Origin of the sequence: Mesorhizobium tianshanense (assembly GCF_007830515.1) — a bacterium.
In the GTDB taxonomy this organism is placed as follows: Bacteria; Pseudomonadota; Alphaproteobacteria; order Rhizobiales; family Rhizobiaceae; genus Mesorhizobium; species Mesorhizobium tianshanense.
Map to the genome: position 1 here is coordinate 64,580 of NZ_VLKT01000016.1, position 14,332 is coordinate 78,911.

General features: G+C 63.0%; 11 protein-coding genes and 1 pseudogene. 8 read left to right on the plus strand and 4 right to left on the minus strand.

The window, feature by feature from the left end; all coding sequences use genetic code 11:
* Window positions 1-123: 123 nt before the first annotated feature.
* On the minus strand, window positions 124-1,440 hold the full coding sequence (locus IQ26_RS14565; RefSeq protein WP_145718326.1) for a tyrosine-type recombinase/integrase: 1,317 nt from the start codon (window positions 1,438-1,440) through the stop codon (window positions 124-126).
* Between the two features lie 235 nt (window positions 1,441-1,675).
* Between IQ26_RS14565 and IQ26_RS14570 the strand changes: the two genes are divergently transcribed.
* The gene (locus IQ26_RS14570) at window positions 1,676-3,925 is read left to right on the plus strand and encodes a transglycosylase domain-containing protein (RefSeq protein ID WP_145718328.1); all 2,250 of its coding nucleotides are present in this window, start codon (window positions 1,676-1,678) and stop codon (window positions 3,923-3,925) included.
* A gap of 53 nt (window positions 3,926-3,978) precedes the next feature.
* Window positions 3,979-4,731 carry an SDR family NAD(P)-dependent oxidoreductase gene (locus IQ26_RS14575; protein ID WP_145718330.1) on the plus strand — a complete coding sequence of 251 codons (753 nt, stop codon included), beginning with the start codon at window positions 3,979-3,981 and terminating at the stop codon, window positions 4,729-4,731.
* A gap of 15 nt (window positions 4,732-4,746) precedes the next feature.
* Here the strand turns inward: IQ26_RS14575 and IQ26_RS14580 are convergent.
* Window positions 4,747-6,522, minus strand: a pseudogene (locus tag IQ26_RS14580) (cation:proton antiporter domain-containing protein).
* Between the two features lie 184 nt (window positions 6,523-6,706).
* Entirely contained in the window at window positions 6,707-7,156 is a 450-nt protein-coding gene (locus IQ26_RS14585) for a baeRF12 domain-containing protein (RefSeq protein WP_145718332.1), read from the minus strand.
* A gap of 445 nt (window positions 7,157-7,601) precedes the next feature.
* Here IQ26_RS14585 and cysG point away from each other — a divergent pair, with 445 nt between their 5' ends.
* From cysG to IQ26_RS14615, 6 genes are all read left to right on the plus strand, one after another.
* Complete coding sequence (gene cysG / locus IQ26_RS14590; RefSeq protein ID WP_145718334.1) at window positions 7,602-9,050, plus strand: siroheme synthase CysG; 1,449 nt, start codon at window positions 7,602-7,604, stop codon at window positions 9,048-9,050.
* Complete coding sequence (locus IQ26_RS14595) at window positions 9,047-9,352, plus strand: DUF2849 domain-containing protein (protein ID WP_145718336.1); 306 nt, start codon at window positions 9,047-9,049, stop codon at window positions 9,350-9,352. The genes cysG and IQ26_RS14595 overlap by 4 nt, the downstream gene beginning before the upstream one ends.
* A gap of 47 nt (window positions 9,353-9,399) precedes the next feature.
* Complete coding sequence (locus IQ26_RS14600) at window positions 9,400-11,070, plus strand: nitrite/sulfite reductase (RefSeq protein WP_145718338.1); 1,671 nt, start codon at window positions 9,400-9,402, stop codon at window positions 11,068-11,070.
* Window positions 11,045-11,809: a phosphoadenylyl-sulfate reductase gene (locus IQ26_RS14605; RefSeq protein WP_145718340.1), complete on the plus strand. Its 765-nt coding sequence runs from the start codon at window positions 11,045-11,047 to the stop codon at window positions 11,807-11,809. Before IQ26_RS14600 ends, IQ26_RS14605 begins: the two co-directional genes overlap by 26 nt.
* A gap of 11 nt (window positions 11,810-11,820) precedes the next feature.
* Window positions 11,821-12,357, plus strand: coding sequence for a DUF934 domain-containing protein (locus IQ26_RS14610; RefSeq protein WP_145718342.1), 537 nt, complete (start codon window positions 11,821-11,823; stop codon window positions 12,355-12,357).
* A gap of 139 nt (window positions 12,358-12,496) precedes the next feature.
* Entirely contained in the window at window positions 12,497-13,117 is a 621-nt protein-coding gene (locus IQ26_RS14615; protein WP_145718345.1) for a DJ-1/PfpI family protein, read from the plus strand.
* A 47-nt stretch (window positions 13,118-13,164) separates the two neighbouring features.
* Here IQ26_RS14615 and IQ26_RS14620 read toward each other — a convergent pair whose 3' ends face one another.
* Entirely contained in the window at window positions 13,165-14,187 is a 1,023-nt protein-coding gene (locus tag IQ26_RS14620) for a fatty acid desaturase (protein ID WP_145718347.1), read from the minus strand.
* Window positions 14,188-14,332 lie beyond the last annotated feature (145 nt).

Genomic DNA, 14,332 nt, shown 5'->3' on the forward strand with positions numbered 1-14,332 from the left:
ACAACAGGTAAATTGTCCTGTCGCCGAACACGTTTTATTAATACTATACGGAGCTATCCAGCATAGATTCGGCATAGGTATCCAGATACTGAACGACGCGTAGAGTAAAAATTGCCATCTGCTTTACAATCCCACGACATTCTCGGTCCAGTCCTGCTTCACTCCGCACAGGTCGGATAAGTAGTCGCATGTCATCTGTGCGGCTTTGAGCAGGGCGGGCATGTCCACAATGTTGTAGCCAGCCGTCACGTCCCTGCCGCTGCTGTGGTTGAGCAGGGCCTTTTGGTGCCAGACATGAACCCCGGCATTCGTGCTTGCGGTCAAGAAAGTGCGGCGCAGGGCATGGGGCGTCAGGAGCCGATTGAGCTTCTTCTTTCCCGTTTTCTCATCCACGACCTCAGCGGACATGCCGCAGGCGTCTGACAGCCGCCAAAACAGGCGGTCGATATCTTTGACCGGTTCGCCTTTCCGCCATCCGGGGAAGACGAAATCGTTCTCGCGTATCTGTTTGCAGGCGATCAAAACGTTGCGGACTTCACGGCTCATGGGAAGCACAAAGGGGGTCTTGGTCCGGTTGCCTGACTTATGGCGCTCCGGGGGAATGGTGATGGTGCCGATTTTGCCGAGCCGCTTCCGGTCCAGTAGGTCCGCTGGCTCATGGTTGAAATTGATGTCAGCCCAGCGCAGCGTCCGTGCTTCGTTCTTTCTCATTCCAGTGAACATCAGGAACCGAACATAGGCGGCATTGCTCGGTGCCTCACCGTCGAGCGCCGTGTACAAAGTGGCAAGCTTGTCGTCGGGAACGATTGTCGTTCGGCGCGGGATATCATGCCAGCTATCAGCGAGAATGAAACACGGGTTGGATGGCAGCGGGCTTCGCTTCTCCATAAAGAGCCAGATAGCGCGCAGAGCCACGAATGTATCATTGGCGGTTGTGGGGCCACGCTCCTCGGTCATCGCCCAGAATTTGTCTTCAACCATCATGCGCGTGATCTCGCACATCGGCTTGTGGCCCCAGCCGAGGTATCTGACAGCGCGACGGTACTTGCTGATCGACCCATCGCGCAGCTTCGTCTTGGCTTTGAGATAGCGTTCCAATCCCTGCTCCAACGTGACAGGGGCCTCGTCTTTTTCCTCGGCGATTTTGCGTGGCTTGGGGTCAATCCCCTGCCGCATTTGCAGCAGCATCAATCCCGCGACTTCGCGTGCCTTGTCGAGCTTGAGTTCATTCACATGGGCGACAGTGCGACGCACGGTGCGGGCGAAGATGTCTTTTTGCACGATGTAGATTTTGCTGACTGTGAGGCCCGACAACTGAACCCCGAACCCAGGTAGGCTTTCGTCGAACAGAACCTTCTGCTTCCCATCCTCCGTTGGGGCGACCAGCTTGTCGATGAAACGCTGGGTGAAATGGTGGCGATTGGACTTTCTCTGGTTCACGATATGTTCTCCTTCTGAATAAGGTAATCCGGCCTTATTCGCACGTCGATTTCGTCAGCAGCCCGTTTTAGTTAAAACGGCTCAGCGGTAATTTGCAAGCCAGATCAGTCACTTACTATGACTAGCACGTCGTCGCACGTCACCGCACATTTCTACATAAAGTAACCCGCCCTTAAATCGCCGCATCTACTCTTCACCCCGAACGCCATAGGCATCGGGATAGACAGCACAGCGCATGGCGAACCGCAGAGACAACCGCATCGAACCCAGCTTCGAGGGGCCGCCACGGGCGAAATCCTCGGCCGGTTTTTCGGTGAGCGAGGAGGATCGCGTCGTGCCGAGCAACCGCAAGACCTCTGCAAAGCGCCAATCGGCCAAGACAAAATCATCGCGCCGTGGGCGTGGCAAAAGCCGGCGCGGCCTGTTTGGCGTGCTCGGCCGTTTGTTCTACTGGTGCTTCGTGCTGGCGATCTGGGGCGGAATCGCCACCGCCGGCATCGTCGTCTATTACGGCGCGAAAATGCCGGCGGCCACCACCTGGGCCATCCCCGACCGCGCGCCCAACATCAGGATCGTCTCCGTCGACGGAAAGCTGCTCGCCAATCGCGGCATGAGCGGTGGCGAAGCCGTCGGCCTGCATGAAATGTCGACCTATATTCCCGAGGCTGTCATCGCCATCGAGGATCGCCGCTTCTATTCTCATCTGGGCATCGATCCCATCGGTCTGTCCAGAGCCATGGTGGCCAACGTTCTCGGCGGCCGTTTTTCGCAGGGCGGCTCGACGCTGACCCAGCAATTGGCGAAAAACCTGTTCCTGACGCCAGATCGCACGCTGGAACGCAAGGTGCAGGAAGTGCTTCTGGCGCTGTGGCTCGAGCACAAGCACACCAAGGACCAGATCCTCGAAATGTATCTCAACCGGGTCTATTTCGGCTCCGGCGCCTATGGTGTCGAAGCGGCCTCGCGCCGCTATTTCGGCAAGCGCGCGCGCGATGTCACGCTGCCGGAGGCCGCACTCCTGGCTGGCCTGCTGAAGGCGCCGTCGCGACTGTCTCCTGCGCGTGACCCGAAGGCGGCCGAGCAGCGCTCGCAGCTTGTTCTCGCCGCCATGCGCGACGAAGGCATGGTCAGCGCCAAGGACCTGACCGCGGCGATGAGCGCGCCGGCAACGCGGGTGGCATCCTACTGGACGGGCTCGGAAAATTATGTCGCCGACACGATCATGGAAGAACTGCCCGACCTGATCGGCGACGTGCGCGGCGACATCATCGTCGACACCACCGTCGACCTCACGCTGCAGAAGCTCGCCGAGCAATCGATCCGGCGGCTGATCGACGGAAGCGGCAAAAAGCTCAATGCCAGCCAGGGCGTGCTGGTGTCGATCGACAATTCCGGCGCGGTACGTGCCATGGTCGGCGGCTATGACTATTCGACCAGCCAGTTCGACCGTGCCTCGGAGGCGCGCCGCCAGCCGGGCTCGGCGTTCAAGCCCTTTGTTTACATGGCGGCGCTGGAAGCCGGCCGCACGCCCGACAGCGTGCGCAATGACGCGCCGATCAGAATAGGCAAATGGACGCCGACCAATTACGGCGGCAAGTATTTCGGCAAGGTGACGCTTGCGACGGCGCTGGCGAAATCGCTGAACTCGGTGGCCGCCCAGCTGACCATGGAAGTCGGGCCTGACGCCGTCATCGAGGCGGCGCATCGCATGGGCATCCAAACCGACCTCACGGCCAACACCTCGATCGCGCTCGGCACCTCCGAAGTGACGCCGCTGGAATTGACGTCGGCCTATGTCCCCTTCGCCAATGGCGGCTACCGGCCGGAAGTCCATTTCATCCGCCGAGTGACGACAGCCAGCGGCAAGGTGCTCTACGCCAACAATGGCGGCGGCGCCCCGCGTGTCGTCAAACCCGACGTCGTCGGCATGATGAACTCGATGATGACCGGCACGGTCGAAATCGGCACTGCCAGGAAGGCGGCTTTTGCCTGGCCGGCCGCTGGCAAGACCGGCACCAGCCAGAATTCGCGCGATGCCTGGTTCATCGGCTATACAGCCAATCTCACCACCGGCGTCTGGTTCGGCAATGACGATGGCAGTCCGATGAAGAAGGTCACCGGCGGCGCGCTGCCGGCGCAAGCCTGGCATGAGTTCATGGTCGCCGCGCATGAAGGCGTGCCGGTGCGGCCGCTGCCGGGGACATGGAGGTCGACGCCTGCGGATACGATCGTCCAGGACGAAATTCCGTCCGCCGCAGCGCAGCCGGCGCCGCCCGCTTCGGTCGGCCAATCCGCGCCGTCCGCCCAAAAGGCGTCGCCGGCTCGCGCCGCGCGTCCCGCCGAAACGGTCGATGCCGGCGGCTTCGGCATGCCGGGCGGTGATGGAACCACCGCATCGATCAAGCATCCGGTGCCGCCCGGCGATGTCGGCGGGCCTGTCAAGAAGCGGCAGACCTCGATCCTCGACATCCTCACCGGCGGCTGACCCCTCGCCACCGCGACAGTGTTCCGCTACATCTCCAGTTTGGAGACCGCGACATGGCCGAGACCGACACCAGAAAGACCATCGTGCTGACCGGCGCCAGCCGCGGCATCGGCCATGCCACGGTCAAGCGCTTCTCGCGCGAAGGCTGGCGCGTCATCACCTGCTCGCGCCAGGCCTTTGCCGAGGACTGCCCGTGGCCGGCCGGTCCGGAGGACCACATCAAGGTCGATCTCGTCGACCAGGAGGATGTCGGCATCGCGATCTCGGAAATCCGCCATCGGCTGGAGGCGCATGGCGGCCAGCTTCATGCGCTGGTCAACAATGCCGGCATCTCGCCGAAGCTCGAGGGCGACAACAGCCGCATGAATTCGATCGATACGCCGATGCACGTCTGGCGCGACGTGTTCCAGGTCAATTTCTTCGCGCCGATCATGCTGGCGCGAGGGCTGTTCAGGGAACTGGCGTCTGCCAAAGGCTCGATCGTCAACGTCACCTCGATCGCCGGCACCCGCGTGCATCCCTTCGCCGGCACCGCCTATGCGACGTCGAAGGCGGCACTCGGTTCACTGACGCGCGAAATGGCGCATGATTTCGGCCCGCATGGCATTCGCGTCAACGCCATCGCACCCGGCGAGATCGACACGGCGATCCTGTCACCGGGCACGGAAAAGATCGTCGAGACTATCCCGCTGCGGCGGCTGGGCACCACGGCCGAAGTCGCCGACATCATCTTCTTCCTGTGCTCGCAGCAGGCGTCCTATGTGACCGGTTCGGAAATCCACATCAATGGCGGCCAGCACGTGTGAGCGAACGCTGGCGAGTTAAGTAACCGGCGCGTTCGGCTCTGCCCCGCCTTCCATCACCTCTTCCACAATCCCACGGGCGATCTCGCGCTCACCCATGATCACCGTATCGGCTCCGAGCCCCTTGAGATGCTCGACCTCGGCATCGGAATGGGCGCGGGCGATGACGTTGATCTTCGGGTTGGCGGTGCGGGCGCGCAGCACGATCTGCCCCGCCTCGAAGGCGTTGGGAATGGCCAGAATCAGCCGCTTGGCGCCCTCGGGATTGGCTGCGGCGAACACCTCGCCGTTCGCGGCGTTGCCGGACACGGTTTCGATTCCGTCGGCCTTGAGCTTCGCCAGCGTCTTGTCGGCATCCTCGATGACGAGGAAGGGCAGAGCGGCCTCCTTCAACGACGCGCCGACGAGGCTGCCGACACGGCCATAGCCGATCAGGATGGTGTGGCCGGTGAGCGTTGTCCTGGGAAGTGGGCCGTTCTCTTTCACTGGTGCCGCAACCGAAGCCAGTTGACCTGGCTCCGTCGCGGGGCCGATCGGCTTTGCCTCGTCGAGCGACGCCGTCTTGCCGGCGCGCCTTTCCAGCGGCGGTTTCATCCAGTCAACGGCAAAGAACATCAGCGGGTTGAGGACGATCGACAGGATAGCACCGGCGAGGATGAGGTCGCGTCCTTGTTCGGGCAGCAGCTTCAGCCCGACGCCGAGTTCGGCCAGGATGAACGAGAATTCGCCGATCTGGCGAGGCTTGCCGAAATCATCAACGCGGTCGCGATCGGATAGCGGAAGGCGACGACGATGACGAAGGGCGCCAGCGACTTGCCGATGACGATGATGGCCAGCGTCGCCAGGACCGGCCAACCATTGCTGATCAGGCTGAAGGGGTCGAACAGCATGCCAACCGAGACGAAGAACAGCACGGAAAAGGCGTTGCGCAGCGGCAGCGATTCCTCGGCCGCCCGGTGGCTGAGTTCGGATTCGCTCATGATCATGCCGGCGAAGAAAGCGCCCAGCGCCAGCGAGACGCCGAACAGCTTGGCCGCGCCGAAGGCGACGCCGAGCGCGATGGCGAGCACGGCCAGCCGGAACAATTCACGCGATCCAGTGTGGGCGACGTAGTGCAGGATCCAGGGGATGACACGGCGGCCGACCACCAGCATGACGACGACAAAGGCCGCGACCTTGGCTAGCGTGATGCCGATGACACCCCAAACGCCGTAGCTCGCCGGCAGCGACAACAGGCCGCTGGAGTGGCCTCCACCTGCTCCTGACCACCCAGCACACCGGCCAGGCCGGCAGCAATACCAGCGCCAGCACCATGGCCAGATCCTCGACGATCAGCCAGCCGACGGCGATGCGGCCACGCTCGGTTTCGATCAGCCGCCGCTTCTGCAGCGCGCGCAACAGCACCACGGTCGAGGCGACGGGAAGCGCCAGCCCGAACACCAGCCCCGCGCCCATCGACCAGCCGAGCATCCAGGCAAGGCCGGCGCCGAGCGCCGTTGCGAAGCCGATCTGCGCGACCGCGCCGGGCACGGCGATGGCGCGGACCGACAACAGATCCTTCAACGAGAAATGCAGGCCGACGCCGAACATCAGCAGGATCACGCCGATCTCGGCCAGTTCAGTGGCGAGGCCGGCATCGGCGACGAAGCCCGGCGTGTTCGGCGCGACCAGAACGCCGGCGATGAGGTAGCCGACCAGTGGCGGGATGCGGAAGCGATTGGCAATTGCGCCGAAGACGAAAGCCAGCCCCAAACCGGCGACGATGGTGGCGATAAGGGGCGTGTCGTGCGACATGGTCCATGGAGCGCCTTTCAAAATCACGATGTCGGATATGCGCCGCCAAAAGAGCCGTCGCGTTGGCAATGGGGGCTCGGGTAGCCGCGAGGCAACCCGCAATGCCAAGAAATCGATGACAAAGATGGCAGGAGGCGAGCCGCCTCGGGGCTGGCAATGGGTATTGCGCGCCTGGTGCGTGCTATCAGGCCGCCTGCAGCAAGTTTTCGATGTCGACGATGGTGTGGTTGGTCAGCGTCTTCGGAATTTCCAGGGTGATTTTCTCGGCAACTTCCTTGTGCAGTTTTCTGCGGATCTCGCCAAGCACTTGCGGTGGCGCGATCAGCACCATCTCCTTGAAGGCGCCGCGATGCGCGAGCTTGTACAGCCGCTCGGCAATTTCGTCGGCGAAACGCTCTTTGCCGAGACGATGCCAGTCAGTGTCCTCGACTGCGCTGCGGTGGATGGAAGGGCCGTCGCTGTAGCGGCCGGGGCGGTCCGAGCCTTGCTCTCGCGTCGCCGGGTTCACCTGCTCCATCTCCTGCACGACCTGAAGGTCGGGATATTGCGTGTCCCCACGGTTTTCGAGGAATAGCGCTTTCTCGCCGTCGGCCACCACGATCCACAGTCCACGTTTCAGCTTGAGATTGTTCACGGAGCGCTCCTTTTTCCTGATTTTCTTCATGGTTTCCGGGCCCATCCCAGGAGCCGTTGCCGCAGCCGAACAGCCAGGCTCGGGTTCGCATGGCAAACGCGCGCCGAGGCAGGAATGTTCCGGTGACGACAAGAACAGCGAGCAAGCCAGCCAACTAACCGGGGATGACGGTGTTCAGTGCATGGTAGCTTTAATCTACTAGATTAGTAGAATTTAGAAAAAAGTGTTTTGTGATACACCTCGATTGCCGCTAGAACGGCCGCAGATTAAGGCCCGCAACAGCGGCTTGGGTCCGCTCCACTCGTGGGTGTGGAATTTTTTTCTCCTGCCTCTGGTGCTTGGGGAAAAGCGATTGCTTCGCACGAAGCGATGCGCGAGTGCGTTCCTTCTGCTTTTTCGCGCTAGCGCGTAGAACCGACAGCGTACTTTAGGATTCCGCTCGCCCATGCCGCAGGCTACCTCCAAGCTCAACGCCTTTCCCGTCTTCATGCGGGTCGAGGGCGAAGCCGTGGCCATCGTCGGCGGCGGCCAGGAGGCACTGGCCAAGGCGCGGCTGATTGGCCAGTCGAGTGCTGTGCTGCGCATCATCACCGATGCCGCCGAGGCCGAGTTGCTGGCCTTCATCGCCGCGAATGGCGCCATTCACATCGCTGCCGCCTACGACGCCGCGCATCTCGAAGGTGCCGTAATGGTGTTTGCCGCCAGCGGCGATGAGGCGCTCGACCGCCGCGTTGCCGAGGATGCGCGTCGGCTGGGTATTCCGGTCAATGCCGTCGACCGGCCGGACCTGTGCGATTTCTTCACCCCGGCGCTGGTCAACCGCGCGCCGGTCGCCATTGCCGTCGGCACGGAAGGGGCCGGCCCGGTGCTTGCCCAGATGCTGCGCGGCAAGATCGACCGCATGCTGTCGCCGTCGCTCGGGCCGCTTGCTTCGCTTGCCGCGTCGTTGCGCGGTGCCGAGAGATTGCTGCCGAAAGGCAATGCCCGGCGACGCTTCTGGAGCGACTTCTTCGGCGGCGCACCGGCCCGCGCCATGGAGGCCGGCCAGCTTTCGCAGGCGCATGATGCCGCCGTCGACCTGTTGCTCTCGAATGCGCCGTCGTCGGGCCACATTGCCCTGGTGGGGGCAGGCCCGGGCGCCGAGGACCTGCTGACGCTGCGCGCCCACCGCCTGCTGATGGAAGCCGATGTCATCGTCCATGACGCGCTGGTGCCGGAGGCGATCGTCGCCATGGGCCGCCGCGACGCCGAGCGTCTGCCGGTCGGCAAGCGCAAGGGCTGCCACACCAAGAGCCAGGCCGAGATCAACGCGCTGCTGATCGAACTCGGCCGTGACGGCAAGCGCGTCGTGCGGCTGAAGTCCGGCGATCCGCTGGTGTTCGGGCGCGCGGGCGAGGAAATGGCAGCGCTCCGCGACGCCGGCATCGCTTATGAGGTGGTTCCGGGCGTCACTGCGGCCTTCGCCGCCGCCGCCGATTTCGAGCTGCCGCTGACGCTGCGCGGCGTGTCGTCGTCGATGGTGTTCACCACCGGGCACGACCTCAAGGGAAATTCGCTGCCCGACTGGGCCAAGCTCGCCATTTCCGGCGCCACGGTCGCCGTCTATATGGGCCGCTCGGTCGCGGCCGAGGTTGCCGGCCGGCTGATCGAGGCGGGCCTGTCGCCGGATACGGCGGTCGCCGTGGTCGAGAATGCCAGCCTTGCCAACCGCCGCCGTTTCCACGGCACGCTCGCCGACCTGCCGTCGCTGGAGGTCCGCGCCGACCTTGCCGGCCCGGTCATGACGATCATCGGCGATGCAGTCGCCGGCGCCAACTTTGAACGTTCCGAGCCGCTCGCGGCACACAGGCATGAAGGCGCGGCCCAAACAGCCGCCGAAGGAGCCAAACGATGAAAGTTCTGACCGCAAACCGCCTCGCCGACGGCGAAGCCGTCTGGTACGCCAATGGCGGCTGGGCCGAGATCATCGACAATGCCGATCTCGCCGACGACAAGGCGGCCGAAGACCGGCTGGAGGCGATCGGCGCCACGGCCCTTGCTAACAATGAAGTGGTCGACGTCAATCTGATCGACGTGACTGTCGCCAATGGTGTGGTCGTTCCGGTTCGTCTGCGTGAAAAGATCCGGGCCGCCGGCCCCACCAACCGCAACGACCTGGGCAAGCAGGCCCGCCCGGAAGCTGCCCGGGCGGCGTAGATCGCGACATTGATTTAAGCGGGGGGACGCGCCCGGAAAGACCAGACATGTACCGTTACGATGAGTTCGATCACGATTTTGTCCAGGCCCGCGTCGCCGAGTTCAGCGATCAGGTCGCGCGGCGGCTTGCCGGCGAGATCACCGAGGATCAGTTCCGGCCGCTGAGACTGATGAACGGCGTCTACCTGCAGCTCCACGCCTATATGCTGCGCATCGCGGTGCCTTACGGCACGCTGAACAGCAAGCAGTTGCGCATGCTCGGCCACATCGCCCGCAAATACGACAAGGGCTATGGCCATTTCACGACGCGCCAGAACATCCAGTTCAACTGGCCGGCGCTGTCGGATATCCCGGCGATCCTGGCCGACCTGGCAAGTGTGGAAATGCACGCCATCCAGACCAGCGGCAACTGCATCCGCAACGTCACCGCCGACCACTTTGCCGGTGCCGCCGCCGACGAGGTCGCCGACCCGCGCCCCTATGCGGAAATCCTGCGTCAATGGTCGTCGGTGCATCCGGAATTCTCGTTCCTGCCGAGAAAATTCAAAATCGCGGTGACCGGCGCCGAGCGCGACCGCGCCGCCATTCAGACGCATGACATCGGCCTGCACTTGAAGAAGAACGCGGCCGGCGAACTCGGTTTCGCCGTCTATGTCGGCGGCGGCCAGGGCCGTACGCCGATGATCGCCAAGAAGATACGCGACTTCCTGCCCGAGGCCGATCTTCTGTCCTACTGCACGGCGATCCTGCGCGTTTACAACCTCTACGGCCGCCGCGACAACAAATACAAGGCGCGCATCAAGATCCTCGTCCACGAGACCGGCGTCGAGGAGATCACTCGCCAGGTCGAGGCCGAATGGCAGGAACTGAAGGATGCGGATCTGAAGCTGCCGGAAGCCGACATCCGCGCCATCGATGCCTACTTCGCGCCGCCGGCGCTGGTCGAACGGCCGGAAGGCGACGAAGCGGTCAAGCTTGCCCGCCTCGATTCGAAGCGTTTTTCGGAATGGCTCGACCAGAACGTGGTGACCCATCGCCATCCCGATTATGCCGCCGTGACCATCTCGCTCAAGGGCATTGGCGAAGCGCCGGGCGATGCCTCCGACAGCCAGATGGAAGCAGTCGCCGACCTTGCCGAAAAATATGCCTTCGACGAGTTGCGCGTCAGCCATGAACAGAATCTGATCCTGCCGCATGTCGCGCGTGCCGACCTCAAGGCGGTCTATGACGCTCTGGTCGACATCGGATTGGCGACGGCCAATTCAAACCTGATCACCGACATCATCTCATGCCCCGGCCTCGACTATTGCGCGCTGGCCACGGCGCGCTCCATTCCGGTGGCGCAGGAAATCTCGAACCGCTTCGCTTCGCTCGAGCGCCAGCGCGAGATCGGCGAATTGAAGCTGAAGATCTCCGGCTGCATCAACGCCTGCGGCCATCACCACGTCGGCCATATCGGTATCCTCGGCGTCGAGAAGAAGGGCGCCGAACTCTATCAGGTCACGCTTGGCGGCTCGGCCGACGAGAACACCTCGGTCGGCGAGATCATCGGCCGCGGCTTCAGCTCGGAAGAGATCACCGATGCCATCGAGCAGATTGTCGAGACCTATCTCGGCCTTCGGCTCGACAGAAACGAAAAATTCATCGACGCCTACCGCCGTGTCGGTCCCGCGCCGTTCAAGGAGGCGCTCTATGCTGGCGAAACCAAGGCCGCTTGACCGTATCGTCGACGTCGAGGCCGGCGTTGCCGCCGAAGCGGCGGGGCTCGATGCGCTCTATGGTCATCTGAAGCCGCTGGAGATCATCGAGCGGTCGGCCCGGGAATTCTTTCACGATGAAATCGCCGCGGTTTCGTCCTTCGGCGCGGATTCGGCGGTGCTGCTGCACATGATCGCCAAGATCGACCGGACGCTGCCGGTAATCTTCCTTGACACCGGCAAGCATTTCGAGGAGACGCTCGGCTATCGCGACGCGCTCGTCGCCGATTTCGGGCTAACTGATATCCGGGTGATCACGCCCGACGAGGCGGCTCTCGAACGGATCGATCCGACCGGCAATCTGAACGAGACCGACACCGACGCCTGCTGCGATGTCCGCAAGGTCGAGCCGCTGGCGCGCGGCGTCGAGCCGTTCCGCGCCTGGTTTACCGGCCGCAAGCGCTTCCAGGCCTCGACGCGGGCAGCGCTCCCGGTGTTCGAGGCGGTCGGCTCGCGCATCCGCATCAATCCGCTGGCGCATTGGACGACCGCCGACCAGGCCAACTACATGCGCGCGCATGCGCTGCGTGAAAATCCGCTGGTCGCTTATGGCTATCTGTCGATCGGCTGCTTTCCGTGCACGCAGCCGGTGCAGCCGGGCGAGGACGCGCGCAGCGGCCGCTGGGCGGGGCATGCCAAGACCGAGTGCGGCATCCATCTGTCGGGACTGGAGAAGTCGCTGACCGACGCATCGCTTTAGGAATCTTTTTGATGACAGAACTGACGCCGGAGATTGCCACCCGCCTCTGGACCCCGACGGGCTTTCGCGAGGACGAGTGGACCCATGCCGAAAGTGCCGATGCGCTGTCCGGCAATGGCCGTTTCATCCTGCCGCTGCAGGCGTTTCTCGACCTCGACCCGGCGGTCCGCCGGTCGGCGAAGGAACGTCTTGGCGTGCTGCTTCAGCCCGGCGACCAGCTTGAAAAGATCGCAGACCTGCTCGACCAGGTATCGTTGGTGGCGTTGGCCTTCCCGGCCTTCAGTGACGGCCGTTCCTTCTCCAAGGGTGAACTGCTGCGCAGCCGCCATCATTTCGAAGGCGCGATCCGCGCCACCGGGCAGGTTCTGGTCGACCAGTTGCCGCATATGCTGCGTCTCGGCTTCGACGAGTTCGAAGTGTCGCATCCGGTGCTTTTGAGACGGCTCGAGGAAGGCCGCATCGGCGGTCTGCCGCTCTCCTATCAGCCGACCGTGAAGCCGGAGGCTAAGGGCCTCAAATATTCCTGGCGGCGGGTGCGCGCCAGCTGATCGCCTCCACGGAGCAGATCGCCGAATCTGGTCGGACCAATTTCCAGATTCGGTCTTTTATTTTCACCGTCCCGCCCTTAGGATAGGCGTATTATTTCGCGATCCGAAATAAATATCGCCACCAAGGGAGGAACCGGGAATGGCTGGTAAGAAGATATTGATGCTCGTTGGCGAGTTCAGCGAGGAATACGAGATTTTCGTCTTTGAACAGGCCATGCATGCGGTTGGTCACACTGTCCATGTCGTGTGTCCCGACAAGAAGGCGGGCGACATCCTGAGGACCTCGCTTCACGACTTCGAGGGCCACCAGACCTATACGGAAAAGCTTGGCCACGACTACATCCTCAACAAGACCTTTTCCGAGGTGAACCCGGCCGAGTACGATGCCGTCTATGCGGCGGGCGGACGCGGGCCGGAATACATCCGTATCGATAAGCGCGTGCAGGCGCTGGTGCGGCATTTCCACGAAACCGGCAAGCCGATCTTCACCATCTGCCACGGTGCGCAGATTCTGATCGCGGTCGACGGTGTCGTGCGTGGCAGGGAAGTCGCGGCGCTCCAGTATTGCGAGCCGGAAGTCACGCTGGCCGGCGGCACCTACATCGATGTCTCACCGACCGGCGCCCATGTCGACGGCAACCTGGTGTCGGCCAAGGGCTGGCCGGGCCTTGCCGCCTTCATGCGCGAATGCCTGAAAGTGCTCGGCACCGAGATCCAGCACGGCGAGATCCTGATGCGTGACGAACGCAAGGCGGCTTGAGCCACGCCTTGCAAGCACCGCCGCACCTGTGGTGCGGCGGGGTGTTTTTACGCAGCCATCCGCGCTTCGCGGAACGACACCAGTTTCCTGCGGTTCTCGTCCCACAGCGCCAGCCTGACGCAGCGCAGGCTCTCGACAAGCGTGACGCGGCCGATTTCGCGCAGTTCCGGGTAATCCCTCAGCACTTCCTGCAGCCGGTAGCATGGCACCTTGGCGGAGAGGTGGTGCACGTGGTGGACGCCGATATTGCCGGTGAACCAGTTCAGCACCGGCGGCAGGTCATAATATGAGGAACCGTGCAGCGCCGCATGCTGGAATTCCCACTCGGAATCCTTTGCCCACTCGGTCTCCTCGAACTGGTGCTGGACGTAGAACAGCCAGATGCCGGCCGAACCGGCGAGGATGACGATCGGCAAGTGCACGACCAGGAAGGCGCCAAGGCCGACGAACCAGATGAGGATCGCGGCGATAAGCGCGATGGCGAGATTGGTGGCCATGGATGACACCCAGGGCGTCAGGCCGCCCCGCATCATGCCGACCGGCAACCTCTGCTCGAAAATGAAGAGCCATATGGGGCCAAGTCCGAACATGACCAGGGGATGACGATAGAGACGATAGGCAAGGCGGCCTTGCCAGGGCATCTGCCGGTATTCGGCGACGGTCAGCGTCGTGATGTCGCCCATGCCGCGTTGGTCGAGGTTGCCGGCGCTGGCATGATGGGTTGCGTGAGCGCGCCGCCAGCAGTCATAGGGCGTCAGCGTCAGGACGCCGAGGCTACGGCCAATCCAGTCGTCGACAGTGCGATTGGCGAAGAAGGAGCCATGGCCGCAATCGTGCTGGATCATGAAGATCCGCACCAGAAAGCCAGCCGCCGGAAGGATGAGGATCAGCCCCCACCAATGGCCGTAGGCATAGGCAGCCGAGGACAGTGCCCATAGCGTGGCAAAAGGGATGAGGGTGATGGCAAGTTCAATGGCGCTGCGTCGCCGGTCCGGCGTCTTGTAGCGCGCCAGGATCTTCAACCAGGCACGTTTGCTGTTCGCCACAGCTTCGGGGGAAATCATGTTCATCAGAGAGCATAGACGGGCCCTATCGCTGTCGCAAGGCAAGGCTCACGCAAAGTTACTGCGCGTAATTGTCGCGCGATACGCAAGGTGCCGCAATGCGGAAAGACATGCTTGGGTTCCGGCGGCACGGAACGACGAGCGCGTGTGT